Below are 25039 nucleotides of genomic sequence, written 5' to 3'. Positions count from 1 at the left end.
TATTTGGTAATGAGCGTTATTTTAGTAATAACTGTTTTTAGTCATGACCGTTTTTTTAGTAATAGGAGCTTACATTGCGATTTCGTCAAAGTATAGGAAACAAACTGTTATTCGCGTTTAGTTTTGTTGCCAGCTTATTGGTTTTAACCAGTACTGTGTCTTGGTATAGCTTAAGTCTTATTGCTGATACAGGTGAACAAATTGCACAACAAACGCTACCTAGCTTATCCAGCGCCAGTGAATTGGCTAATATTAGTCTGCAAATAACCAACCGAACCACGTTACTGAAAAATGCCAGCAGTGATATTGATCGTCAGAACATAAATGCACAATTAATTCAGCTAAACTTGGCTATTGGCAAAAAATTCCAGGCCTTGGATATCTCTGAACTTGATAATCGTAATATCCGTCAATTGGTATTACAAAAAACCAATATTATTAAAGATATTAGTCAGCTCAATGACAATGCGAAACTACAAATTCAGCAACGACAGCAGCGCCAAGATTCATTTGTTCGGGTTACAACTGCCGTACGTAATATCTTTCAATTATCAGAATCTCAAGTTGCCAATGCCCACACCTTTGCCTTAGTGCGACTGAGCGGACTGTATGACTTAATTGAACAGCATCAGGATAACAATATTATCTATCAGAACCTTGATCTTATCATTGATGAAGATCTTAATCTGTTAGATAAAATGACCGCATTGGAAAGATACAGCTTAGAACTGGGACAAATTGCTAACTTTATTATCAACACCTCGCAAGTCGAGCAACTTACCCGTTTAAAACCACAAAAGGATGAACTCATCCACATCATCCGTCAGCTGGTAGACTCAATCACAGATCCGTATCGTTTAGCGCGTGTTCAATCTACTATATTAAACCTTAATACCTTCACCACCTTGATCAATCAACAAAGCGACTATCTACAGCTTGAACAACAGCAAAATGATTTACACTTGTATATTTCCAAGCAATTGAGTGAACTTAACCAAGGTATTCGTACGCTGGTAGAAAAGCAGACTCAACAAGCACAGCAAGCCAGCCAGCAACAGCAAAAGTTGGTTTCATGGTCGCAAAATATTCTGATCCTGGCCACCATCTTGTCATTAATCGTGATTATTGGCGTGATGTGGAAGATTGTATATCAAGGCATCGTATTTAAGTTATCCAAACATACCCAAGTGATTAAAAAGCTTGCCGAAGGCGATCTCGAAATTACTGTCGAGCCTTCTAATGATGAAGAGTTAAAGCAAATGGCTCTGGCACTGGATATTTTCCGCGACAATGCATTAAAAAAACAAAAGCTTGAACAAGCGCAAATTGAAACTGAAAAAGAACTACGTCTGCATAAAGAAAATTTAGAACGCTTGGTAAAACAACGAACAGAACAGCTAACGCTCATTAATGAAAAACTCAATAATGAATCCGCCGGTCATGCCAAAGCGAAGCAACAGGCCGAAGATGCCAACAACGCCAAGTCCGTATTTTTGGCCAATATGAGTCATGAAATTCGCACCCCGATGAATGGCATGTTAGGAACATTAGAGCTGTTATCAGATACACCGCTGTCAACGCAGCAACAGACTTATACCCAGACTATCCTAACCTCGGGTGAAAACTTACTGGATATTCTTAATGATATTCTCGATTATTCCAAAATTGAAGCGGGGCATATCGAAGTCTCTAACCGTGCCGTCAATCTTCAGCGTTTAGGCAATAACGTTATCGACCTGATGCGGGCGAGGGCAGAGAGTAAGGGGCTAAATTTAACCTTTAACCTTGCCGATGAACTTGATATTTGGGTACTTGCCGACTTAGGTAAACTGCGCCAGATCATCATCAACTTAGTCAACAACGCCATAAAATTTACCACTTCAGGCAGCGTTACTCTGGCGATTGCGACACATGACGAGCAGCTTAGTTTTAGTATTACCGATACCGGTTGTGGTATTGCCGATGATAAGCAGAAAGCAGTATTTGACGCCTTCACCCAAGTGGCTAACTTAAGCAGTGCCACAGGCACAGGACTGGGTTTAGCAATTTCTCGGCGACTGGTGTCAGCAATCCAAGGTACGCTTTCGTTAACCAGTATTGAGAATCAGGGCAGTTGCTTTTACTTTAAGATCCCACTGCTGGTCGCCCCACAAGCGTTGATTAATGAACAGTTATCTACCGTATCAAATGTGGTTGAAACCAACAGCCGTTTTCGTATCCTTATTGTTGAAGATAACCAAATCAATCGTGATGTCGCCTGCGCACTGGTACAAAAGTTAGGCCATCAAGTCTACAGCGCCTGCGACGGAGCCTCTGCACTGGCACTGTACTCAAATCAAGATGTTGATCTGGCTCTGTTAGATATCAACCTGCCAGATATTGATGGGGTCGAACTGGCGGTTCAACTGCGAGATATGGCCGAATGTAAACAGCGACAATTAAAAACCATTGCGGTATCTGCTCATGTATTTAAAGACGATATCACCAAGTTTATCGATTCCGGTTTTGATGGTTTTATTGCCAAACCGGTACAAATGAAACGCCTGAAAAGCACGATCGCCAAGGTAATGGTAAATGTGGTTGGTCTAGATGATGGTGATGGATCTCCTGAGATGAGCAAGGCACTGTCAGAGGTAGGAAAGGAAGTTGAAGGGGCAGGCAAGGACACGGTGTTATTCACCCCTGCAACGCTTGATCAAGACCTACAATATCTGGGAAAAGATAAGATCATAGCGCTGGGGCAGTTGTTCTGTCGTCAGACGCAGTCGGATTATAGTGATTTTGCTGCGCTCAATGCCGAACAACAAGAAAAGTTACTGCATAAATTAAAAGGCGCTGCTGTCGGTTTAGGTTTAACTGCGTTGTATGAACGTTGTCATCAACTTGAGATGACATTTAAAAAGTCTTGCAAAACTAAAGTGTTATCTGCATCACAGTTAACACAATTGGCATTATTAATTAATAATTCTGTCGGCCAATTACAAAATTATTTGATGCAACTTTCTGCGGCTGATGGATCTAGTGAATAACAAAGGTTGCTATATAACCTTATGTTTCCAATGGTTAATTTATGTGGCATTTAAAAAACATTAAACTATCCCTTTAGGAATGGAAAAGGATGCTCGATATCTATTCATAACCTGTTCGTATGTTTTCATGTCTGTTCACATTTAGTCATATTATGCGGTGGTTTCATTCTCAATATTTCATTATTGTATGGTTAAAAAGCAGTAACTTAGTATTACTGTACTTAACTTACACAATCCTCAGGGGGACAGAAATTATGAGTATTAGTCGTCGAAGTTTCTTGAAATCTTCATTAGCAGCCGCAGGAGCCGTACCAGCGCTGACGTTGTTTGGTCCCAAGGCCGTATTTGCTAAAGATATCGAATTGATCCCACATGCAAGTCATTACGGTGCATTTAAAGCTGTGGTAAAAGACGGCAAACTTATTGGTGTGCAGACGTTATCAGACATTGATGCGATGCCAACTAAAATGCTGACTGAGGGGGTATTAAGCAGAACTTACCACGAAACTCGGGTGAATTATCCTATGGTACGTCAGTCGTATCTAGACGGTATGACTAACGGCACTGGCGATACCAAAGTTGAATTACGGGGTAAAGAAGAGTTCGTGCGGGTTTCTTGGGATGTGGCACTTGGTCTAACGGCTAAAGCTATTCTCGATACCATTGATAAAGCCGGTAACGAAGGTATTTTTAGTAGTTCTTATGGTGGCTGGAGCCATGCTGGTGTGTTCCGTCCGAACGTATTACAAGGCCGTTTCTTTAACATGATTGGTGGTTGTAGCTTAACATCGGGTGATTACTCAGGTGGCGCATCACAAATCAGTCTGCCACATATCATCGGTGACATGGAAGTATACTCACCGCAAACAGCCTGGGAACAAGTACGCGATAATACCCAAGTATTCTGTATGATCGGTTGTGATCCGTTCAAAAATAATCGTGTTGAATTTCGCGTAGCCGATCATCAAATGTACCCACGTTGGGAAGCAATTAAGAACAAGGGCATTAAGTTTGTTTCCATTAACCCACAGTTCACTATTACCGATGAAGCATTAGATTGTGAGTGGGTTAAGATCATTCCAGGTACAGATACGGCACTGTTCTTATCTATGTGTCATTACCTGTACAAAAATGACTTACATGATGAAAAATACCTAGATACGTACACCGTTGGTTTCGAAAAATTCTTGCCATCACTGTTAGGTCAAGACGGCAGTGAAGAGAAAACCCCGAAGTGGGCAGCTAAGATTACTGGTATTCCAGAAGCTAAAATCATTGAATTAGCAAAAATGTTCGCTGATAACCGAACCCAGTTTGCGGGTGCATGGTCACTGCAACGTCAAGATCACGGTGAAATGCAACATTGGGCAATCATCGCGTTTTCAAGCATGTTAGGTGGCATAGGTAAACCAGGTGAAGGTGTTGGTTTCAGCTGGCACTATGGTTGTGGTGGCATGCCGGTTTCTGGTAAGTCTATGCCTGCTGGTTTATCGCAAGGTCGTAATTTGGTTAAAGCTTACTGCCCTGCATCACGTATTACCGAAATGTTAAACAACCCAGGTGGCGAGTTTACCCATAACGGTTCAACCCATAAATACCCGCTGGTAAAAATGATTTATAACTCGGGTAACAACTTCATGTCGCATCAGCAAGACACTAACAAGTTGATCAAAGCACTGCAAAATGTTGATACCGTTGTGTGCCAAGACCCGTGGTGGTGTGCATCTACTCGCTGGTCAGATATTGTATTACCAGCAACCACAACGGTAGAGCGTAACGATATTACCTCTGGCGGTACTTACAGTAATGATAAAGTCTATGCGATGCGTCAGATCATTAAACCGCAGGCAGAGAGCCTAGATGATATCGAGATCTTCCGCCGTCTATCTAGCCTGTTCAATGTTGAATATCAGTTCATGGAACAAGGCCAATCCGTGATGCAAATGATTGAAGCCGCGTACGCGAAGAGTTCTGCAACTATGCCGTTTAAAGCGTTCTGGGAGCAAGGTATTGCCCACATGGAAGTACCACTGGAAGCCAACAAGTGGGTTCGCCATGGTGATTTCTATACCGATCCAGTGAAAAACCCGTTAGCAACGACATCGGGTAAAATTGAACTTTACTCGAGTGATTTTGCTAAGTATAAATTGGCAGATTGCCCGCCAATCCCAACCTTCTTCCCGCCGCATGAATACTTAGGTAATGCAGAAGAAGATGAATTACACGTAGTAAGCCCGCACCCTCGTATGCGTTTACACTCACAAATGGCTAATACCAGCATTCGTGATATCGACAATATTCAAGGCCGTGAACCTTGCTTAATGAGTCCAGAAGACGCGGCAAGTCGTGGCATTAAAGATGGCGACTTGATAGAAGTATACAACAAGCGTGGTTCTATTTTAGTAGGTGCCCGTGTCGACGCTCGCATCATGAAAGGTGTTATCAGTATTTATGAAGGTTGCTGGCCATCGGTTGACAGTAAAGGTCGTTGTAACAGTGGTTTGGTTAACTTTCTCACGTCAGACAAGGCCTCAAGTGGCTTGAGTCAGGCAACAACCGCTAATACTGTGTTAGTGAGAATGAAGAAATGTACCGATCCTGATGGACCGAACCAGGCATACACCAAACCTGCGATCATCGATAAGTCTAAAGCCGAATTTGCGATTGTTTATGGTCTAGCTCGCGTTTCAAACTTGAAAGCTAAAGTAAGTGAAAACTTAAGCCCGGGTGAAAAGATCTTCTATCAACGTTGTACCGTTTGTCATGGTCCAAAAGACACCACCCACTTTACGAAACTACAGTGGAAAGGTATCACCAAAAGTATGTTCCCACGCGCTGGTCTAAACCCAGAAGAGCAGGGCTTAGTACTCGACTTCTTGATGAAGAATGCGAAAGACGCTATTTAACACTTAACATAGGAATGGCTGATTTTAACAAGTATGGAGTCTCGACCTCCATACTATGCACGTCGCAGTGAGTCTCACCTCACTGTCATGATACAAAGGAAGCCAATTGGTTTCCTTTTTTTGTAGCTATCTGGACGCTTTCTCATTACGAATGACTTAAATTGCATTATTTATAATCTAATGGATTCTTAGTTAAAAATTTATTGTTACCCATAATTGATTTGTTAACTTATCTTATTGAAATTGAGATGGTATTAAGTGAAAATACTCAATTAGTAATATATGTGGCGATTATCTTTTTATCTAAACATTGGCGGTATGGAACATAGTATTACTAGCTAAAGTAAATTGATGATCCTGTTATTACACTCTGTTTTATTTTAAAGGAATTTTTAGTGGTGGACTCAGTTAAAAGCGTGTTGCATGATGCGACCCCCTCTTGGAATGGCTACAATTATCAAGGTAAAGTTGGTCTTTATGTTTGCTTGGAAAATATTCTAAATGAAGCTCAATGCGGTGTAGGTCTGCCCTCTTTTAATGTTTTTCTTGGTGAACACCATATTGAATATGAATGGATCGAAGATTTTGCTATTAAGAAGGGTAGTAATTACTTATCACTTCATCAGGTCAAACATAAAGCCGATAATAGGTTCAAAGATCATGCTGAAGCAATCACGACTATTTTGAATCGGAAGAATGGTGTGCTGTCTGATACTGATATATTCAAATACTTTACTTTTAAGGTAAAAGTAGCAGGTGATACAGCTAGATTAAAAGCAAATATCAAAAGTGAAATAAATGATCACAAACTTATTGATGGTAATGGATTACTAGATCGTAATTGGAAGGTTAATGTACTATCTGTTAACACTAAGTATCGTGACAATATTACTAAGTGCTTTAATGATTTTGAATTGTTGTCACAAAAAGCGTTTCGCTCATCAACTACCTATTTTCATACTGCAGATATAGTTAACCCACCTTTAGAAGCTATTTCCCAAACCAATGGAATACCCAGTCATTTAGTTGTTGGGTTAGCTCAGCCCAAGAGCCTTTCTTGTCAACAGATCTTTCTTAGCTTTGATAATCCCACAGCCTACAATTTAGCATTATCCGATGATGCGCTTAATATTGAGCTAGATAGGCAAATCGGTGATCTTTTAGCGTTATTTCATCTAAGAACAACTTTTTCAGAAGCAGACGTTAAATTATATAAAACGGCTTTATGTGCATTGATTGACAAGAATTTAGTAACAAGACATCAGCATATCAGAGATAAGCGAGACATTCATCTTCCTTATTTGCAACGAACTAAGCCAAGTATCTATTTTAAGGAAATTGTTTGCGAGTTAAAAAAAATCTATCGAGTTCAAGATAATGTTTATTGGAATTTAGTTTGTCGAGAAAACTTTGAAAAAGCCTACAAAGAACAGCTAGAAGAGCTTTATGAAGATATGAAGTATTCAACTTCTGATATAGATGTTGAGGAATATAATCAGTTTATTACAAGGCTGGAGTCAGTACGGATAAATATCGTAGATGATTATTTTCCAGATGACTGTGTTAGCTTCTTAAGGCAAATATACCCACACGAAATACTGAGTTTTAATACTCGAGAGTTTTATGATGCGATATCAGAGCCAAAAAAAATTAAAAGTATCTTTCTAGATTTCATTCAAGAGGTGAGTAAGCCATCAGGGAAATTAACACTTAGTTGTCAAAACAATACTTTTGAATATCAACCTAGTTGTATTGACTTTAATTTTTCAAGAGAAAGACGGAAAGATAGAGAAATTAATACTGTCAGGAAAGGATTAGCCGACAATCATAGCAACCAATCGTTAATTCATGCAAATGTTGATTACATTGTCGTGAATTCCACGGACTCTCAAGATGTAATTTCAGCTGGAATAGAAAAAATAACTGAAGTCGAAAGTTATGAACAGGCAAATTCAGCAGTAAAAGAGTCAGATAAAATAACCGAAAAAAAGGAAGTTAGCTTCATGGACAGTCGTAAAGCATTAGGAGAAATTAATGGATAACTTATTTGATAAGCTGATGGCATGTATTTTCATTGAATCAGCATTTTCTTTAGCAAAAATTGAATACGTTGAGGAAGATTATGATTTTTCAACTGAAATATATATCGCCCATAAACGGCAAGGCGATTACTTCATCTATCTCAACGTTCCTGAAAAATTACTTCCTTATGTTACTAACGATATTCAAATAAAATTAGCTTCATTAATTAAAAATGGCACCGATAAATTTGAACAAATAAATAGTGATAAAGTAAAGATATCATCTTCATTTGATAAAAATGCAACCTTAATTATTGTGAGTTATTATGACGATAGTGTAAAAAATGATGTGATGAAACAGGCTATTTTGATTGAAGAAGATCCATATTTTTTTAAGAAACAAGTCTTATCAATATCTACAAAAGAACTTCCAATTATTACAAGTTGTTTTGATGAACACAAAGACAACTATATCCCTTATGTTCAACACTTGATCTCAGATACTGGACGATTTAATGAGTTTACTAACTCTGAGCGATTAGGGGTGACTGATAAAGGAATTGAATATTCTTTTGTAGCGAAGCTCTATGAAAAACTTCCGTTCTTAACGTTACTGGTTAAGGAATCTAGTCAGGAAAATTTACAACAAAAAATAGACAGTAAATTATCAGAACTACAGCGAGTAAACTGTGATGAATTATTAGCTCTTGATATAAATAAGTTAGACGATTGGTTTGCCGAAATAGTAAAGGAAAATGTTGATGATTAAATTAGGACGAATGCGGATCGAAAATTTTAAATCTTTTATCGAACCAGTTTATTTTGACTTTACCGGTAATGATTTAATTCTTTTTGATGGCCCTAACGGTTTTGGTAAAACGACAATATTTGATGCTGTTGAATTGTGTTTCACAGGTGAGATTTCTCGAATCAAGCAAACTGACACCAAAGTTAAAAAGGATCATATTCTTAAAGGTGATAACGGAAAGCAAACCACGATTCACTTGGAACTGCTGAATAATGATGAAACATCTTTAGTCATCGGCATATATATACCTGCAGATATTTCAGGGGCTGAAGGGAGGGTTTCTGATTACAAAAATGTTATCAAACGTTTTGAATCTGAACAGTGGCCGGATGATGTCACTAGTAATAATATTAGAAAAACACAATTAGATGTAGATGGTTTACAAAATCTTTTAGAAAATGAAAAACTAGATTCAACGTTTACCTTATTTAATTATATCCAACAAGAGGAAACATGCCATTTTTTAAAACTTGATGAAAGCACGCGACATAATAAAATAAGCCACTTATTTGGTACAACAAAAGAAACAGATAAGGTAACTAAGTTAGATTTACTTTCGGAAAAATTAAAAGAAAAAATTTATTTTTATACTCCTGTTTTCACTAACGCTGAATTAGATTTAGCCCAGTTATCGAAACCGACCATTGACGAAAATGATAAAGAAAATAATTTAGGAAGTGGAAAACTTTCTATTTTCAGTGATTTATCATCTAACACTGTTGAACAACTTGAAGCATACAGAAATAATTTAAAAGGCGTTGACTGGGTTTTAAAAAACCCTTTATATTTTGAAAGTATCAAATTCAATCACCTTATTAAACAAATTACAATAGATCCTACAACTCAACTTGATAGTTATATGAAGTTTGGTGTCGTTGATAGTTATGATGAAATAGTAAAGTTGACTAAACATTACTCGGTTTGGAAAAGTGCAAATAAGAAAGCGAATATTTATAATGAGTTAATAAAACTTTATGACGATGAGCCAAATACCCTTAATGAAGATATTTTAAATAAATATAAAGGGTACTTCCCAACACAATATGATAAATCTGCTTCAGATGTAATAGCTTTTGATAGTTTATCAAAGACTAATGGTTCATTAAGTTCATTATTAATTAAAATTAATGAAAACCGCGATAATTTATTATCCAATTACAGAGAGCATCTTGGTCATGATGATACTACAGAGTATCTAAATGTACCTTGTCCGTTATGCGGTGATTTAAAACCAAAACTGCAAGATTTACTCGATGAATATAATGTACAAACAACATTTTTTGAAGGGCAGTTAGGTGAAAATGGTAAGTCATTAACGGTTGTTACTAAAAATCTTATAAAAAGACTTGTGATCCCTTTGGTTTCGAAAATGAGGCTATTTGTGACTAAGTATGATAAATACATACACTTTGATTTTGAAAATTTGAAGAAGATAAAAAATATTGAGAAACTTGAATTTGAACGTATGGTTGTAGTTAAGAATTGGCTTATATCAAATATTGGAGATTGCTCATCATTTACTGATAAGTCTTTACTTGAAATTAATGAAAATTATAGCGAAAGCAAAGAACAACTGATTACATTTATCAACAGTCATATACACTTATACTTAGATGAAGTGCCCAAAACGTACTTAACTTTTGTTCATGATTTTAAAACTCTTAACTTAGCATTTGATGAGAATGATAAATTGTCTATTAATTCAAACGATATTAGTAAGGACTTAACATTACTATCTCGGTTAATGGTGCAACAAAATTCTACATCGTATAAAGCTAAAGAGATAATAATTTCAGATCTAAAAGAAAAACTTAGGAAATTAACGGTAAAACGAACTGAGATAATGGATCTTAGTAAGAAATATAAATATGAAATTAAAGCGTATGAAAAAGATGTAGCTAAACATATTGCCATACCGCTTTTTGTTTATAGTTCTAAAATATTACAATCTAGACCTGAAGGTAGTGGTATCTTTTTAATTACCCCAGAAACGAATAATGCTAAGGGATTTATGCAGTTTAGTGCTACTCCCAATGATAGTCATGATGCGTGGAATACAATGAGTTCAGGACAGCTTGCAGGTGTTGTTATTTCATTTATGCTGGCGATGAATAAAGTTTACCCATCAAAGCTCTCAACTTTGATGATTGATGATCCAGTACAAACCATGGACGAAGTTAATATGGCTTCGTTTGTTCAGATGATGAGATATGAGTTCCCTGATATGCAAGTATTATTATCCACTCATGAAAGTAAAGTCGCTAATTACTTTCATTATAAATACAGCGAAGCGGGTCTAAAGTCTTTACCTATAAATATGAAGAAGAAACGATTAGAAGCGTAGCTGTAAGTAACAAAGGAAAATGAAGTTAATTTTCCTTTGTTACTCCGGAGGTGAAGTTGTAGTGATATTATTTTTCACCTTTTGGATATGTGATCTTGTCTCTAGTTAGGTGGCCAAAATTACTGTACTACTACAAACTAAACAGGGAGTATTATGAATTCATTTGAAGATCGTGGAAATAAAATCCGAGCGTTATCTAAAGAACTAATTTTAGAATTTATGCTGTCGAACTCAATGTGTCAGCCAAATAGTGAAGGCATGAAGCTTGCTACCATTTTTAGGGCGTGTGGTTTTGATTGGGGGCATTACCCTAAAACAACCTCATCAAATCAGCAGTATTGGGTATCTGCAATCGTTCAAGAGTTAGCCTCTGAGGGTAAAGTTGAGCGAGTGTCAGAGTCTGGACCATGGCGTCTAGCGTAATTACTGCCATAAGGCGCGAAAAATTAGGCGTATGCCTCTTTGACTGAAAAATGCTTGCCGCTGTTGGCAGGATTATAATTTGAGATTATGAACATGTTAGTAGATGAATTTTCTTCTCTTTCTCCATATATCAGTATTCTTGGAGTCTTCATTGCAATTTTAGGGTTTACTTACCTTTGGCATTCAAAGAGGATTATAATAATAGCTAAATCATCCTTACGAGAAATAGATGGCCGTCCAGTAGCTTTATTTAATGTCGTTAACAAGAGCGAGAGGCCTATAACTATTAGAAGTATTAGACTTCCGCTTTTGATTATTGATGACACGCCAAGACTTCAAATACATGGATTTATGAAAGTAATGCGTTGCATTGATTATTTGGTCGGAAACGAATCTGCGTCATGCTATGCAAGTGATAAAGCAATTAAATATAAAACTTCTGATAACAAAAAGACTTTAGGTCCAACGGCAGATTTAGAGGCAGAATTAGATTTGGATTTAATGTTTAAGCATTTTATAACCAATAACGAAATCTCTGGTTTACGGTTGTATTTTTTGATTTTGTCGACGCGGATGAAATTTGAAATTGTATTAACTACTGGAGAAATTAGAAAGTTCCGACTGCATAGAGATGTGAATTATCTTCTAAAGACCAAATATGGTTCAGATAAACGTTTCTTTGGTGATTAGTCATATCAAGTCGTACTAAGGTTGCTGTTTTAAAGTAAAGAGACAAGTTCTGGATGCTAGAACTTGAAAGAGTCAAAAGTATTCAACAAGGAGTGTTCATTAAATATTTAATAACCTTGGGTTTATCAGTTTAACGGGGACATGAATAATAATCTTGATATCAGATAAAATCTGATGCTGCAACCCACTGGTATACAGCACCCCTTTATGATTCATGTAATTAGAATCTACACGATTAAGATCTAAAGGCGCGCCCTGATAATCACTATCTCCACAGCATTCTTCCACAGATGACGCTAAATACTGAACTGACAGTGCTTGAATTATTGCTGCCGTAGCACTGAAATCTCATAAGCTACCGCCACCGAGTTGTGGTTTAGGTCATTTAACATAACAAGCTGGGGCATTTTAGAGTACACCAATCGTTCAGCTAATTTTATATACAGGTACAATAGGCTTTAGTATGTTTACTGTATTTTATTTGATTTAGAGTCACTATATTTGATTCTCGATTTGTAATTAATAATAAATTTGCTACTGTGCATCGTAATAAAATGACAATGGAATTCACGTTATACGGCATTCCATTTAACAAGCTAAAGGATTGTCGTGATTTCAAAATTACCCCGCTGGGTAGAATATGGTTCGTTTGTTCTTGCTCTGGTTGCAGGGCTTATCAATTCTATTGGATTATTAGGCTTCAAGCACCAAGCCGTCTCACACTTATCTGGTACCGCGACACTGCTTGGCACTGGAATTATAAACTCAAATTTTTCTGATGTGCTGCATTTGGCTTTAGTTATCCTTAGCTTCGTAATGGGTTCTGTTATATCGGGTTATTTCCTGCGTAGTGGCGCATTAAAGTTGGGTCGAAACTACAGTGGCCTGCTTGCTTTAGAAGCCATGTTTATTTTGGGTTCTATTTATTTCTTAGTCGAGGGCTCAGTGCAAGGTAATTATTTGGTTTCAGCGGCTTGTGGCTTACAGAACGCACTCGTCACTACTTACAGCGGTGCGGTTATCCGAACAACGCATTTAACCGGTATATTTACTGATTTGGGTATTATGTTAGGGGCGAGATTGAGAGGTGAACAATTTGATAAAAGAAAGGCATCATTGTTTATGATAATTATCATAGGGTTTATTTCGGGCGGCACATTAGGTGCGTGTTTTTTCAGTGTGTTAAATTTTTATGCCCTATATATCCCCGCTGGTATCTGTTTGTTGTTGGCTTTTTCTTATTCAATTTACAATGCAAAAGTCAGCAGTTGATGAGGCGTTAACATTTCCTTGATGCTCCCTATGGTATACAGCACCCCTTTATGATTCATGTAATTAGAGTCGCTGCGATTAAGATCTAAAGCTGCGCCTTGAGAGTCACTTACTGCGCAGAGCATTGGCGAAGATGACGCTAAATACTGAGCTGACAATGCTTGGGTAATTGCTGCTGTAGCACTGAAATCCCATAAGCTACCGCCTCCTAGTTGTGCTTTGGGTAATTTTAAGTAACAAGCGGGGGCATTTTCAAGTACGCCAATTGCATTCATCACTGCACCATTAGTTTTAATCACTTGCAGTACTAAACCTTGTTGCTTAGAAAAAACCGTTAATTGCTCAAGGACAGCCGGATAACGTGGGTCTTGCTGGAAACTGCGGTCGATATACAAACTTAATGAATGGCTGTACTCCTCAAGCCGTTCAGGCTGCCAAGGCGATCCATTCTTCAATACTTTTGATGTCTGTGGTTGTGCATTAATGGCCTGGTAGGTATCACCTGTGCTTGGGTTATGTACCACGCCAATGATCGGATTACCTGCAATATCGACTAAAGCGATAGACACGGCAAAGCCACTACCACCTTCAATGAAGGGCAGGGTGCCATCGAGTGGATCGATACACCAGAAATAGTCTTTATTAAAACGGGCGTGGGTTGCTACATCTTCTTCGCTGGCATTTTCTTCGGTCAACAGGGCAATATCATATTGCTGGATAGTAGGCTGCAGTATCTCCAATATAATTGCTTGGCTATCCAAATCCACTTGCGTTACTACCTGCGCACTTAAACTCGAACCAGCCTGTTTGCTGTGTACTAGCAGTGAACTTCTATCAACGCTATTGATGAATGTTCCTGCTTTTAATGCTGCATCTGTCGCAAGTTGTAATAGCTGCTCTAGCTGAAAAACCGTGAGTTTCATTGTGTTTAGTGACCTTGTTCAGCTGAATTTAATTGTGCTAACGCTTGTTGTGTCAGTGCTTCGGTATAACTATTTATCTTCCAGTGAGTCGGACTCCAGCCTTTCATAAAACGTTGAAAATCAGCCCAAGCAACACAATAAAGCGGTCGCCATTCATCTTCCACTGCTTGCGCGTTTATGTGTGGTTGATGCTCGACGAGAGCCTGTTTTAATTGTCCAAAGTAATAATCCAGCAACGAAGGTACATCTTGTTCACAGTGTTGATAGGGTACACAACTGCTCAGCAATAAGATCACGTCTTTCATGCCGCAGCCTTTACCGACATATTGGAAATCAACGCCAGCAACCCGAGAGCCTGTGGTTGTGAAACAGAAATTAGCCAACTTAGCATCGCCGTGGACCAGGGTTTGAAATTGGCATTGTTGCAATGTGTTATCTATTTGTTCGGCAGCTTGCTGCAATGCGATGTCGGTTAACGCGGCTAGTTCATCGGGACGGGTGGCTAGGTGCCAGTAACTGCCACAATCCCATAAACCTTCCGGTTCAATCGCGAGATGCTGGGCATGGAAATAAGCCAGCCAAGATAAACAGGCCTCTATCTGTTGTTGGCTGACGTGTTGATGACTGATATGTGGATTGTCTACAGCTGATTCGTGGGAAGCAGGCTTAGGCTCAAAACTGGTGAACGTTTGCTCAAATCCCAACGTGGCCAAATCTTCCATGATCAGTAATATCTCATCATTCTGCTCGTTAACATACAGACACTTAGGCACAGGGCATTGCGCTAGACAATTGTTGGCGTAGTGCTGATACCAGTGTAGCTCTACTTGATATGATTTTAATTTTCGCTGATGAGAGATGGGTGTGTTCCAACCGCGTGGATGCACTTTTGGTTGCGGTAACTTGATGTGTTTGACTATCACCGAGGTATGTTGACTACCGCTCAACGTGGCACGAAAAAGCTCACCGTATCCTCCCCATAATGGTTGGATTAGCTGGGCACTGACAACGCGCGTCGCCATCATCGCGTTGGCGACCGCCTGTAAAACGTCTGTCGGTATACTCATAGCTGGCTCATGAATGAAAATATGCTGATAGTGTACAAAATAGTGTGGTAAATGGGTATATTTCCTTACACTAATTACAGTATGTAAGGCTCAACCCTATATTTATTCAACGCTTTTTTTTGCATTGTAATGTTAAGGAAAACTTGGGATGAGTTTGGTTACATGTATCAGTTTGCTCCTAAGGTTTACTTTAATCGTAATTGACAAGAGACACCGCTATTCATGGTATAGATCGACTTCAATGGTATTTCCTTATGTTAAATTGGATTCACTATAGATAAACAAAAGTAAGGTTGGTATAGTCGTCATGTAACATTATTAAATTGTATGTCCTATTTAATGAATTGAGCTGTCAGAAGTCATTTAGACAGAGTTGAAGCAACAAGAGTGAGGAATAGTAATGAGATATAAGGTAAAAATAACAAAGGAAGAAAAACCGCTTTGCGAAGTCGTAATCGAAAATAACGATCACAGAACAAGGGAAGAAATACTAGCATTAGTGTTGGACCGATTCCCAACAGCTGAAGGGTTTGAGAGAGAGGTGCTATTTTCAGATGATGAAGTGCGTTATCTAAAAAGTACGCCAACAGGCATCGAAGTACTCGCTTTACAACCCATTTATCGATCGACGAATAGTTAGAATTATCGTCGGCCAAAACAGCAAATGGTGAAGCAATACAGAATAGAGACGAAGTAACGTGACAGCAGAACAAAGAGGTGGCTTGAATATGAAAAAGATAGGAACGGTTGGTGCAGTACTTGTAGGTAAAGCTGTCTCTTATGCGAGAGGATCAACAAGTGCGATAGATAAAAAAGTGATGAATGAACGTCTGGTTGTTGAGAGGCTCGGATTTGTCAACGATGAAGTCGGGGACTTGAGTGTACACGGCGGCATTGAAAAAGCGCTACATATCTATCCGAGTGAACACTATGTCGAGTGGCAGAAAGATCTAGGTGATAATGTAATGTTTCAAGAGGTCGGGGCTTTTGGCGAAAACATTAGTTCCTTGGGGCTGAATGAACATACCATTTGTATCGAAGATAAGATCCGCATCGGAACGACACTATTGGAAGTGTCACAAGGACGTATGCCTTGTTGGAAATTAAACGAAAGATTTGATCAACACAATATGTCGCTAAAACTACAAGATACCCTACGGACAGGTTGGTATTTTCGGGTGCTGGAAGAAGGTGAAATCGGCGTTGGTGATGAGATTTTACTTTGTGAACGACCTTACCCAGACTGGTCTGTCGCAAGAATAATGAGTTTAATTTTTACGGGATGTTTAGACAAACAAGCGCTCATACAACTTCTGGATTTACCATTGGTCGATTCATGGCAAAGGCTTGTCGAACGTCGCCTCGCAAACGACGTTGTAGAAGATTGGAGCTTCCGGCTATTCGGACCAATGGTTCAAAATTAACTGCTTATGGTCTTATCTAACCGCTTTTGTCATCGTGTAACCTAAGTGTCGAGAGAGTCGTTTGCTCGTATCACGTATGGCTTTTATATCTTTTTCTTGAATGGCGTCTTGCTGTTTGAAACCGATAATTAGAATACACGCAACTATATTGCCTGTCGCGTCAAAAACAGGTGCTGATATCGCTTTGGCACCCGGAATGCTTGGGTTTACTTTATTTCGGATCGCATAACCTTCATCTTTTATCGATATTAGGTCTTGTTTAAATTCTTCGCCCAACTGTGCTTGACCTTTCGTTTCTGTTTTTAAAAGGTGTTGGTAAGCTTCTTCCGGTGAAAACGCCGCAAAACACATCCCGACAGAACTGCCAGTTAGTGGTGCGTGAAAGCCAACTCTAAAGCTTATCGCGACAGGGTATGGGCTTTCGAGAAAACGAACAATCATCGGCCCCTGTGTGGTCCAAACGGCGAGTGCTGTGGCTTCTTGCGTTTCTAGTCTTAATCGTTGTAATTCAGGTTCACAGAAGTGGAGAATATCAGTATGACCAAGGATTTTCGCGCCAAGTTCGATCAGTTTTGACCCGTGGCAGTAGTTACCATTAGCATCTTGAATGATGACCCCAATACGCAGAAAGCTAGCGAGATATTTATGGAGTTTACTTTTAGAGATATCCATTTCTACAGCGGCATCACCTAACGAGATTGGGTGATTTTTGTTAGAGAAAAAGTCGATGATCTCAAAAGCTTGTTCTACAGATTGTATGCCTTGGTTTTTCTTTTCCATAGTGTCCTATTACTGGTTTAGTATGGTCTTGCTGACGTAACATTATAGCTAGAGTTTCAGTAGCTTGGTTATGATACAGGCGCGGGTGATAAATTCATAGTCAGAACGTTTTATCTCGTCGTCTATGCTAAATAGATATTTTTCAGCTAATCAACGTTATCACTTGATGACACAAACGATATCGCTAAGACCAAAATCACAATTAGATCATACGATCGCACTGGCATAATTATTTGGGCTATTTAACCATTGAGGCACTAACAGCTTAAAAACACCGAAAGTCTTGGGGTTTGTACCTAACGATGCATCAGACTAATCACTCGAAACCTTGATCTTAATCTCGACGATACAAGGATACTCCGCCGCGGTGATGATTTTATTCGCTGGGGAGCATAACTGTTCTTCTGGTATAAACAGCAGCTTGTCAGGGAAAGCACGGTTTATTTTTAACGGTGCAGTGATCGTGGCATTACCGCGAGTGATGGTTATCTGATAATCCTGCTGTTCATCATAATCTGCGCCGGGGTTCATTTCTACATAAGCGTCATGGCCGAGACCGGACAGGTTTTTTGATTGAGCGGTGAGTTTGCCAGAGCGAAACAGGCTGTCGCCAGTGAGTAAGGTATAACCTGCTGAAGGACAGCTATCAACCGCAGGTGGCTTAATTACTGGGTTTTTAAGTGAAGAATTCATTGCTGGAGGCACTGTGGTCAAACCATAGTCATTGATCTCGGGACCAAAAATAAAGTCCTCTTTAAGCGCTTGATAACCGTCTATTTCCTGTTTGATTTGACTGAATATCTGTTTCACGGTGCTCGGGCCTATATCTATCCCCAGAGCGCTGGCGATGTGCGCAAAAACAGCTGTGCTTGGTAAGATATCTTGGGCTGGTGGCCTAATTGCTCTGACCTTTTGCACCCTGGCTTCATTGTTGGTATAAGTGCCATTTTCTTCGCCGTATGAAGGCGCAGGTAAAATAACCATCGCCTGCTGTGCGCTGGCAGTCATAAAGGCAGTTTGGACAATGAGGCAGGGGGTTTTTAAGGCCGCTTGTTCCAATGGATCACCTGCTGTGCAGTTTGCGAGTGGATCTGCACCGACCACATAAAACATATCTGGCACACTTTCTGGGTCATACTTTTGTAAGCCGGACTGATCGTTATGCAAGTCTGGTAGGCAGCCCATGTGCCACAGACCAAGTTGATTGGGCCGGTCAAACAAGAATTGTACAAACACTTGCTTGCCTTGTTGTTGCAGACGCTGTGCGGTTTTTTCTATCCATAATAAACAGTCTTTGGTCTGCTTCCCCCGCATAAATTCGGTGCCGATTAACAGGGTGATTGAATTAGCCTGTTCCAGAATAACTTTACCCGCGCTAACAAAATCGGCCATGTCTTTGTCATCTGGTAGCTCTATTTCTGAAATAAGAGCCGCCAATAACCTCGCTTCATTACCAGGCAGTAAACGCAATTTTTCAGTGGCAATATCATCCAAAGCACAGGGTCTAGAGCTCGCCAACAATAAGTGATAATGATTGTCCCGCTTATACTGTCGGACGAGGTAACTCGAGACAGGGTTTTCATCACAGATGTTACCGCCTAATAAAAACACACAGTCGCTTTTCAGGATCTCAGCAAGTGGTTGGCGGCTATAGGTCTGGGTGAGCAGCTTGCTTAAAATGTCATTGGTTTCCGGTTGCAGGTTCAGGCCAGAGAATCGACAACTGGCATGGATGTCAGACGACTGAAAAACCTCCCGCATCAGCTTCTGAAACATAAAGGCAGTTTCATTGGTCTGTCGTGGTGAGATCAGGCCTTTGATATGCCCCTTGTTCCCGAGGATATCCAAGGTTTGGCTGATAATGAAATCTAACGCTTCAGTCCAACTCACCGCCGTCATAACATCATTTTTACGCAGCATAGGTTGGGTGATACGTTGCCCACCGTCGATAAAATCAAACCCAAATCGGCCTTTAGCACACAGCAGTTCGCCATTAATACCCGTTTCATATTGGCTTTTGACCCGTGCCAGTTTACCTTCACGGGTTTCGATAGTCATGCTGCAGCCTGTACCACACATGCCACAGGTGGTTTCAAATTTTTCAAGATCCCAAGGCCGCGCTTTATAACGATAGGGAGTACTCATTAGCGCGCCTACTGGGCAGACTTCGATACAGTTACCGCAATGACTGCAATCTTTCAGGCTGTTACCAACCCCGGTAATTTCGGAATCTAATCCGCGCTCCATGGTGCCGAGTGCCACATCACCGACTACTTCTTCACAAACCCGGACACAACGCTGACACTGGATACAGCGGTTGGCATTAAAGGTGATCACATTATTGAGCTCAATATCGTCGATTCTGAATACGCGTTTCGGATCAGCAAGCCTTGAATCGCCTTTGCCATATTCAAACACCGTATCCTGCAGTTCACATTCACCACTTTTGTCACAGACAGGGCAGTCTAGCGGATGATTGGCCAGCAAAATCTCCAGCATGTCTTCGCGGCTGGAAACCACTTTTTCCGAATGGGTGAGTACCGCCATGCCTTCCGACACCACGGTGGCACAAGCGGGCTCTAGTTTTGGTCTGCCTTCGATTTCGATGAGACACATGCGGCAGCTGGCTAAGATTGACAGTCGGTCTTGATAGCAAAAGGTCGGGATCTCAATCGCCCTGGCGCGGGCGGCGTTAAGGATAGTGGTGCCTGCTTCGACTTCCATCTCCTGACCATTGATTGTGAACATGATCATGAGTTTGTCCTGTCGCGTATTGGGATTTTTTGTTGGGTGATCAGGGCGTCATACTCATGAGGGAAATGTTTCAGGGTGGCTCTGATCGCCCAGGCCGCGCCGACACCCAGTGCGCAGAAGCTATTGTTAAATACACCGCCGCATATTACCTGCAACTGTTCTACATCACCGGGTCGGCCTTGGCCACGCTCGATACGGTTAAGGATCTTGCTGGCCCAGGGGAGACCTTCTCGGCAAGGTGCACATTTACCGCAACTTTCATGGGAAAAGAATTCGGCTATTCGCCTGCCGACTGCGGGAATAGATACTGTGTCATCCAGCGCGATCACCGCGGCAGATCCCATCATGCTGTCGGCGGTGGCCAGATCGGCAAAATTCATTTTTACATCTAACCCTGCTAAAGGGATCATTGGCGCAGATAACCCGCCAGGGATCACCGCTTTGAATTTCCCAGTCAAAGGTCCGCCGCCATAATCATACACCAACTCACTCAGCGGAAGTCCCATCGGCAGCTCAACAATTCCGGGGTTCTGCAATTGTCCGCTCAGACCAAACAGGCGTGGACCGGGTGCATCATCAGGGCCGATGGAGGTAAACCAGTCAACACCTCTGGCCAATATATGCGTGACACAGACAAACGTTTCCACATTATTGATCACGGTCGGGCAATCATAAAGGCCAGATACCGCAGGGAAAGGGGGTTTTAATTTCGGTTGACCACGTCGGCCTTCGATTGATTCCAGCAGCGCAGTTTCTTCACCGCAGATATAAGCACCGGCACCTTTGTGCACATAGATATCGAGACAGAAATCGGTGTTAAATATATGCTGGCCAAGGTAGCCCCTAGCGTAAGCTGCGTTGATCGCCTGTGTGATCATTTTTATCGATAACCCATATTCACCGCGAATATAAATATAAGCCACCTTAGCTCGGATAGCGTAAGCGGCAATGATCATGCCTTCAATCACCCTATGTGGGTCCCGCTCCATAAGCAGTCGGTCTTTGAAGGTGCCGGGTTCACCTTCATCGGCGTTACAACACAGGTAATGGATTTTGCCATCGTCTTTGGGCACAAAACTCCATTTCAAACCAGTAGGAAAGCCCGCACCGCCGCGACCGCGTAGATTGGAGGCTTTAACTGTGTCGATCACCTTATCTGGAGAATAAGTCGTCAGGATTTTTTTGAGAGCCTGATATCCGCCAGTCTTTTCATAAAACTCAATATTGGTAGAGTCTGGATGGTTGATGTATTTTAGTAACACAAGTTCGCTCATGGCTCATTTCCTGCTGAAGGCTCATTTCTTGCTGAAGGCTCAGTTCCCGTTGCAGGCCCCTTTTCCGTTGAGGCGTTATTTTCTTCCACAGACGGCTTACTTTTTTTTACTGACGACTTACTTTCTTCTACTGACGACGTTATACCTGACCGTGATAACTGGTCTAGAAGCTTGTCTACCCGCTCTTTTGACAGGTTAGTATGATAAGTTTCATTGACCATCATGGCGGGCGCGAGATCGCAGGAACCGATACACTCAACTGTGGTCAGGGTAAAAAGACCATCTGTGCTGGTATCACCTTTGTTAATCCCGAGTCGGGTTTGCAGGTGGTCCAGCAGATCATAGGCGCCGCGCAACATGCAGGGCACATTGGTGCAGATCTGGAGGTGATATTTGCCGATGTTTTTATTCTTATACAAGGTGTAGAAACTGGCCAGTTCAAATACCCAGATCTCAGGTACGGCTAAGATCTCTGAGATTGCCAGATAGGCAGTTTCGTCGACGAAACCATATTTCTCCTGAGCCAGATACAGCGCCGGCATGATCGCGCTGCGCTGGGTCGGATAGCGTTTTACTATGTCAGCGATGGGCGCAGTGAGATCGGCGATGATAGCTTGTCTGGAATATTCTGCCGTCATTTATCCACCTCCTTCATCACTGGATCTAGTGAACCGATCATGGCGATCACATCGGCCAGATACTTCAAATTGGTGGTGCGGTCGGTCAGCGCCTGTAGGTTGACAAACGAGGGCGCTCTGATCTTGACTCGAAACGGTTTTTCAGTGCCATCGCTGATGATGTAAAAGCCAAGCTCACCTTTAGGCGCTTCGATGGCGGTATAAACCTCGCCTTTGGGCACCTTGAAACCTTCGGCCGCCAGTTTGAAATGATGAATATGGGCTTCCATCGAATGAGCCAACAGGTCTTTATTGACTGGAAAGGCGATCTTAGGATCATCGATTAAAAATAGGCCCGGCTGCATTTGCGCGACACATTGGCGGATCATCTTTAGGCTTTCGTGCATTTCGTCGACTCGGCATTTCCAACGGTCATAACAGTCGCCATCGGTGCGTACGATAACGTTAAAATCGAGTCTGTCGTAAATCTCGTAAGGGGCATCGCGGCGGATATCCCAGTCGATACCGGAAGCCCTGAGACAGGGTCCACTAAGGCCGAGGGCGATTGCATCTTCCCCGGTGATGTTGCCGACATTTTCTACCCGGGCCAGAAATACCCGGTTGTTGCCCACCAGATTTTCATAATCAGAAATGCTGTTTTCGAAGATGTCACAAAATTCAATAATACGTTCGACACAGCCGTCAGGCAGATCTTCTCTTACCCCGCCAACTCGGCAGAAGGAGGTGTGCATACGCGCGCCGCTGATCATCTCCATCAGGTCCATGATCATTTCTCGGTCACGCATGGTGTACAGCAAGGTTGTTATCGCACCTACGTCCATTGGCAGCGCGCCTGTGATCAGTAAATGCCCAGAGATCCGGGACAGTTCTGCCATTAATACCCGGATATATTGCGCGCGTTCTGGTGCCTTGATCCCCAGTAATGACTCTACCGCCAGCGCATAGCCCAGGTTATTGGACGGCTGACAGAGATAATCCAAGCGATCGGTGAGCGGAAAGATCTGGGTATAAGTGAAACTTTCACACAGCTTTTCGGTGCCTCTGTGTAGCAGACCGATATGTGGCTCGATGCGTTTCACGATCTCGCCATCCATCTGTAACAGCAGCCGTAATACCCCATGGGTACTGGGGTGCTGTGGCCCTAGATTCATCAACACTTCGCGGCTTAAGCCATGTTCCTGTTGGCTTTCGTGGATGATATTGACACTGGTCATAGAATATCTCCGACGGGGTTCTTGGTGATGGGGGGCGTTGCGCCCGGTTTCTCTTCGCCAAACGGATTATATTTATCTTTGTAACCCCGCAGCGGAAAATCCTTGCGCATCGGCCAGCCTTCAAACTCTTGCCACATATAGATCCGGCGCAAGTCAGGGTGGCCTTCGAAGACGATGCCAAACATGTCATAGGCTTCCCGTTCATGCCAGTTGGCGGTGGTCCACAGGTGGGTGATGGTCGGTGCTTTGGGTGGATCATCTAGCGGGCATTTGATGCGCAATCGCCAGCCCAGTGAAATTGAATAAAGGTGATAGACCAGCTGATAGCGCGGGGTATTCGGGTGAAAATCAATACCGCCAATATCCGCCATAAAATTAAATTTAAAGGCGTCGTCATCGCGCAACAACAAACACAGTTCAACAAGGTCTTTCGGGCTGACCACGACACAGGGCATATCGATGACGTTTGGATCGATGCTGATACGGCCGTTGAAACTATCGATGAGCTGGTTAAGTGGAAACTGCCCCGACATGATCATACATTTTCTTTCACAAAGGCAGATTGTTCTTTTGTATTATAAATAGAGACTGGGGTAGTTTGCGCTTGATCCTGCTTAGGTTGACGGTTGTTGGTGATCTGTTGTTGTAATAGCACCATGGCATGTAACAGTGCATCTGGACGCGGTGGACAACCGGCCACATGAACATCAACCGGGACAAAAAGGTCTGAACCTTGCACCACTGAATAAGTATTATAAACACCGCCTGAGATGGCGCAGGTACCCATGGCAATCACATACCTTGGCTCTGGCATCTGATCATAAAGACGTCTGATAATCGGTGCCATTTTTTTGGTCACTGTACCGGCGATGATCATCACGTCTGACTGGCGGGGAGAGGAACGGAACACCACGCCAAAGCGGTCAAGATCATATCGGGCACAACCAGCCGCGATCATTTCGATGGCACAGCAAGCGATGCCAAAGGTTTCCGGCCACAGGGATGACTTCCGGCTCCAGTTGATAATGCTATCGGAGGTGGTAAAAAGTACATTGTCTTTGTATCGTTCTGTTAAACTTCCCATTCTAAGGCTCCTTTTATCCAAGCGTAGATAAATCCAACCAACAGCATCATGATAAAAATAAACATTTCGATGTAACCAAACAGGCCGAGGTCTGCCAGCACCACCGCCCAAGGGAACAGAAACATGGTTTCTACGTCAAATATCACAAACAGGATGGCGATCACAAAATACTGTACTTTAAACAATCCAGCAGACGCTTCCCCAACATGGTCGATACCGCATTCATAGGGCCGGTTCTTTTCTGGATAGGGATTGTCTGGCCTGAGCAGGCGGGAGACGGTCAAGATAAATGCGGCCAGCATAATCACCACCGCAACCATCAAAAACACCGGTAAAAAATCAATAGGCATTTACTCCACTCTCCTACAACTACGCTCTTTTTAACTGT

The 25039-nt window shown here is 41.6% G+C and carries 20 protein-coding genes; 10 read left to right on the top strand and 10 right to left on the bottom strand.

The features are described 5' to 3' along the window. Positions 1 to 74 precede the first annotated feature (74 nt). The 8 genes from torS (at position 75) to HRT96_RS14445 (ending at position 13493) form a co-directional block, all read left to right on the top strand. Positions 75 to 3029: a TMAO reductase system sensor histidine kinase/response regulator TorS gene (gene torS, locus HRT96_RS14480; RefSeq protein WP_293158079.1), complete on the top strand. Its 2955-nt coding sequence runs from the start codon at positions 75 to 77 to the stop codon at positions 3027 to 3029. Positions 3030 to 3283: 254 nt separating this feature from the next. Continuing rightward, positions 3284 to 5935, top strand: coding sequence for a molybdopterin-dependent oxidoreductase (locus HRT96_RS14475; protein ID WP_293158076.1), 2652 nt, complete (start codon positions 3284 to 3286; stop codon positions 5933 to 5935). Positions 5936 to 6333: 398 nt separating this feature from the next. Beyond that, the gene (locus HRT96_RS14470) at positions 6334 to 7977 is read left to right on the top strand and encodes an ABC-three component system protein (protein WP_293158073.1); all 1644 of its coding nucleotides are present in this window, start codon (positions 6334 to 6336) and stop codon (positions 7975 to 7977) included. After that, on the top strand, positions 7970 to 8725 hold the full coding sequence (locus tag HRT96_RS14465; RefSeq protein ID WP_293158070.1) for an ABC-three component system middle component 1: 756 nt from the start codon (positions 7970 to 7972) through the stop codon (positions 8723 to 8725). Before HRT96_RS14470 ends, HRT96_RS14465 begins: the two co-directional genes overlap by 8 nt. Then, on the top strand, positions 8718 to 11108 hold the full coding sequence (locus tag HRT96_RS14460) for an AAA family ATPase (protein ID WP_293158067.1): 2391 nt from the start codon (positions 8718 to 8720) through the stop codon (positions 11106 to 11108). The genes HRT96_RS14465 and HRT96_RS14460 overlap by 8 nt, the downstream gene beginning before the upstream one ends. A 153-nt stretch (positions 11109 to 11261) precedes the next feature. Beyond that, positions 11262 to 11531, top strand: coding sequence for a hypothetical protein (locus tag HRT96_RS14455; protein WP_293158064.1), 270 nt, complete (start codon positions 11262 to 11264; stop codon positions 11529 to 11531). A 93-nt stretch (positions 11532 to 11624) separates the two neighbouring features. Then, on the top strand, positions 11625 to 12221 hold the full coding sequence (locus tag HRT96_RS14450) for a hypothetical protein (RefSeq protein ID WP_293158061.1): 597 nt from the start codon (positions 11625 to 11627) through the stop codon (positions 12219 to 12221). Positions 12222 to 12830: 609 nt separating this feature from the next. Then, positions 12831 to 13493, top strand: a complete 663-nt coding sequence (locus tag HRT96_RS14445; protein ID WP_293158059.1) for a YoaK family protein — start codon at positions 12831 to 12833, stop codon at positions 13491 to 13493. On the opposite strand, the gene HRT96_RS14440 is transcribed toward HRT96_RS14445, so the two are convergent. Next, the gene (locus tag HRT96_RS14440; RefSeq protein WP_293158057.1) at positions 13469 to 14416 is read right to left on the bottom strand and encodes an inositol monophosphatase family protein; all 948 of its coding nucleotides are present in this window, start codon (positions 14414 to 14416) and stop codon (positions 13469 to 13471) included. The genes HRT96_RS14445 and HRT96_RS14440 overlap by 25 nt on opposite strands. A gap of 5 nt (positions 14417 to 14421) precedes the next feature. After that, positions 14422 to 15483, bottom strand: a complete 1062-nt coding sequence (locus HRT96_RS14435) for a phosphotransferase (protein ID WP_293158054.1) — start codon at positions 15481 to 15483, stop codon at positions 14422 to 14424. A 400-nt stretch (positions 15484 to 15883) separates the two neighbouring features. On the opposite strand from HRT96_RS14435, the gene HRT96_RS14430 reads away from it, so the two are divergent. Together HRT96_RS14430 and HRT96_RS14425 are read left to right on the top strand one after the other, a co-directional pair. After that, entirely contained in the window at positions 15884 to 16123 is a 240-nt protein-coding gene (locus HRT96_RS14430) for a hypothetical protein (protein ID WP_293158051.1), read from the top strand. 88 nt (positions 16124 to 16211) lie between these two features. Continuing rightward, complete coding sequence (locus HRT96_RS14425) at positions 16212 to 16907, top strand: MOSC domain-containing protein (protein ID WP_293158048.1); 696 nt, start codon at positions 16212 to 16214, stop codon at positions 16905 to 16907. Positions 16908 to 16919: 12 nt separating this feature from the next. On the opposite strand, the gene HRT96_RS14420 is transcribed toward HRT96_RS14425, so the two are convergent. The 8 genes from HRT96_RS14420 to HRT96_RS14385 all read right to left on the bottom strand — a co-directional run bounded on the left by HRT96_RS14420 (position 16920) and on the right by HRT96_RS14385 (position 25001). Further along, positions 16920 to 17687: an IclR family transcriptional regulator gene (locus HRT96_RS14420; RefSeq protein WP_293158045.1), complete on the bottom strand. Its 768-nt coding sequence runs from the start codon at positions 17685 to 17687 to the stop codon at positions 16920 to 16922. 312 nt (positions 17688 to 17999) lie between these two features. Further along, on the bottom strand, positions 18000 to 20435 hold the full coding sequence (nuoG, locus tag HRT96_RS14415; RefSeq protein WP_293158187.1) for an NADH-quinone oxidoreductase subunit NuoG: 2436 nt from the start codon (positions 20433 to 20435) through the stop codon (positions 18000 to 18002). Between the two features lie 2 nt (positions 20436 to 20437). After that, positions 20438 to 21715, bottom strand: a complete 1278-nt coding sequence (gene nuoF / locus HRT96_RS14410) for an NADH-quinone oxidoreductase subunit NuoF (protein WP_293158042.1) — start codon at positions 21713 to 21715, stop codon at positions 20438 to 20440. Further along, positions 21712 to 22353 (bottom strand): NAD(P)H-dependent oxidoreductase subunit E, encoded by a 642-nt coding sequence (locus HRT96_RS14405; RefSeq protein WP_293158039.1) that lies wholly within the window; start codon positions 22351 to 22353, stop codon positions 21712 to 21714. The genes nuoF and HRT96_RS14405 overlap by 4 nt, the downstream gene beginning before the upstream one ends. Next, positions 22350 to 23567: an NADH dehydrogenase (quinone) subunit D gene (nuoD, locus tag HRT96_RS14400; RefSeq protein ID WP_067042803.1), complete on the bottom strand. Its 1218-nt coding sequence runs from the start codon at positions 23565 to 23567 to the stop codon at positions 22350 to 22352. Before nuoD ends, HRT96_RS14405 begins: the two co-directional genes overlap by 4 nt. Beyond that, positions 23564 to 24106, bottom strand: coding sequence for an NADH-quinone oxidoreductase subunit C (locus tag HRT96_RS14395; RefSeq protein WP_293158035.1), 543 nt, complete (start codon positions 24104 to 24106; stop codon positions 23564 to 23566). The genes nuoD and HRT96_RS14395 overlap by 4 nt, the downstream gene beginning before the upstream one ends. Beyond that, on the bottom strand, positions 24103 to 24651 hold the full coding sequence (locus HRT96_RS14390; RefSeq protein ID WP_293158032.1) for an NADH-quinone oxidoreductase subunit B family protein: 549 nt from the start codon (positions 24649 to 24651) through the stop codon (positions 24103 to 24105). The genes HRT96_RS14395 and HRT96_RS14390 overlap by 4 nt, the downstream gene beginning before the upstream one ends. Next, positions 24639 to 25001, bottom strand: a complete 363-nt coding sequence (locus tag HRT96_RS14385) for an NADH-quinone oxidoreductase subunit A (protein ID WP_293158029.1) — start codon at positions 24999 to 25001, stop codon at positions 24639 to 24641. The genes HRT96_RS14390 and HRT96_RS14385 overlap by 13 nt, the downstream gene beginning before the upstream one ends. Positions 25002 to 25039 lie beyond the last annotated feature (38 nt).

The organism is Moritella sp. (assembly GCF_013215705.1).
Classification (GTDB): domain Bacteria; phylum Pseudomonadota; class Gammaproteobacteria; order Enterobacterales; family Moritellaceae; genus Moritella.
The sequence above is the reverse complement of the archived record's forward strand: the minus strand, read 5'-3'. Positions and strand labels throughout refer to the sequence as shown.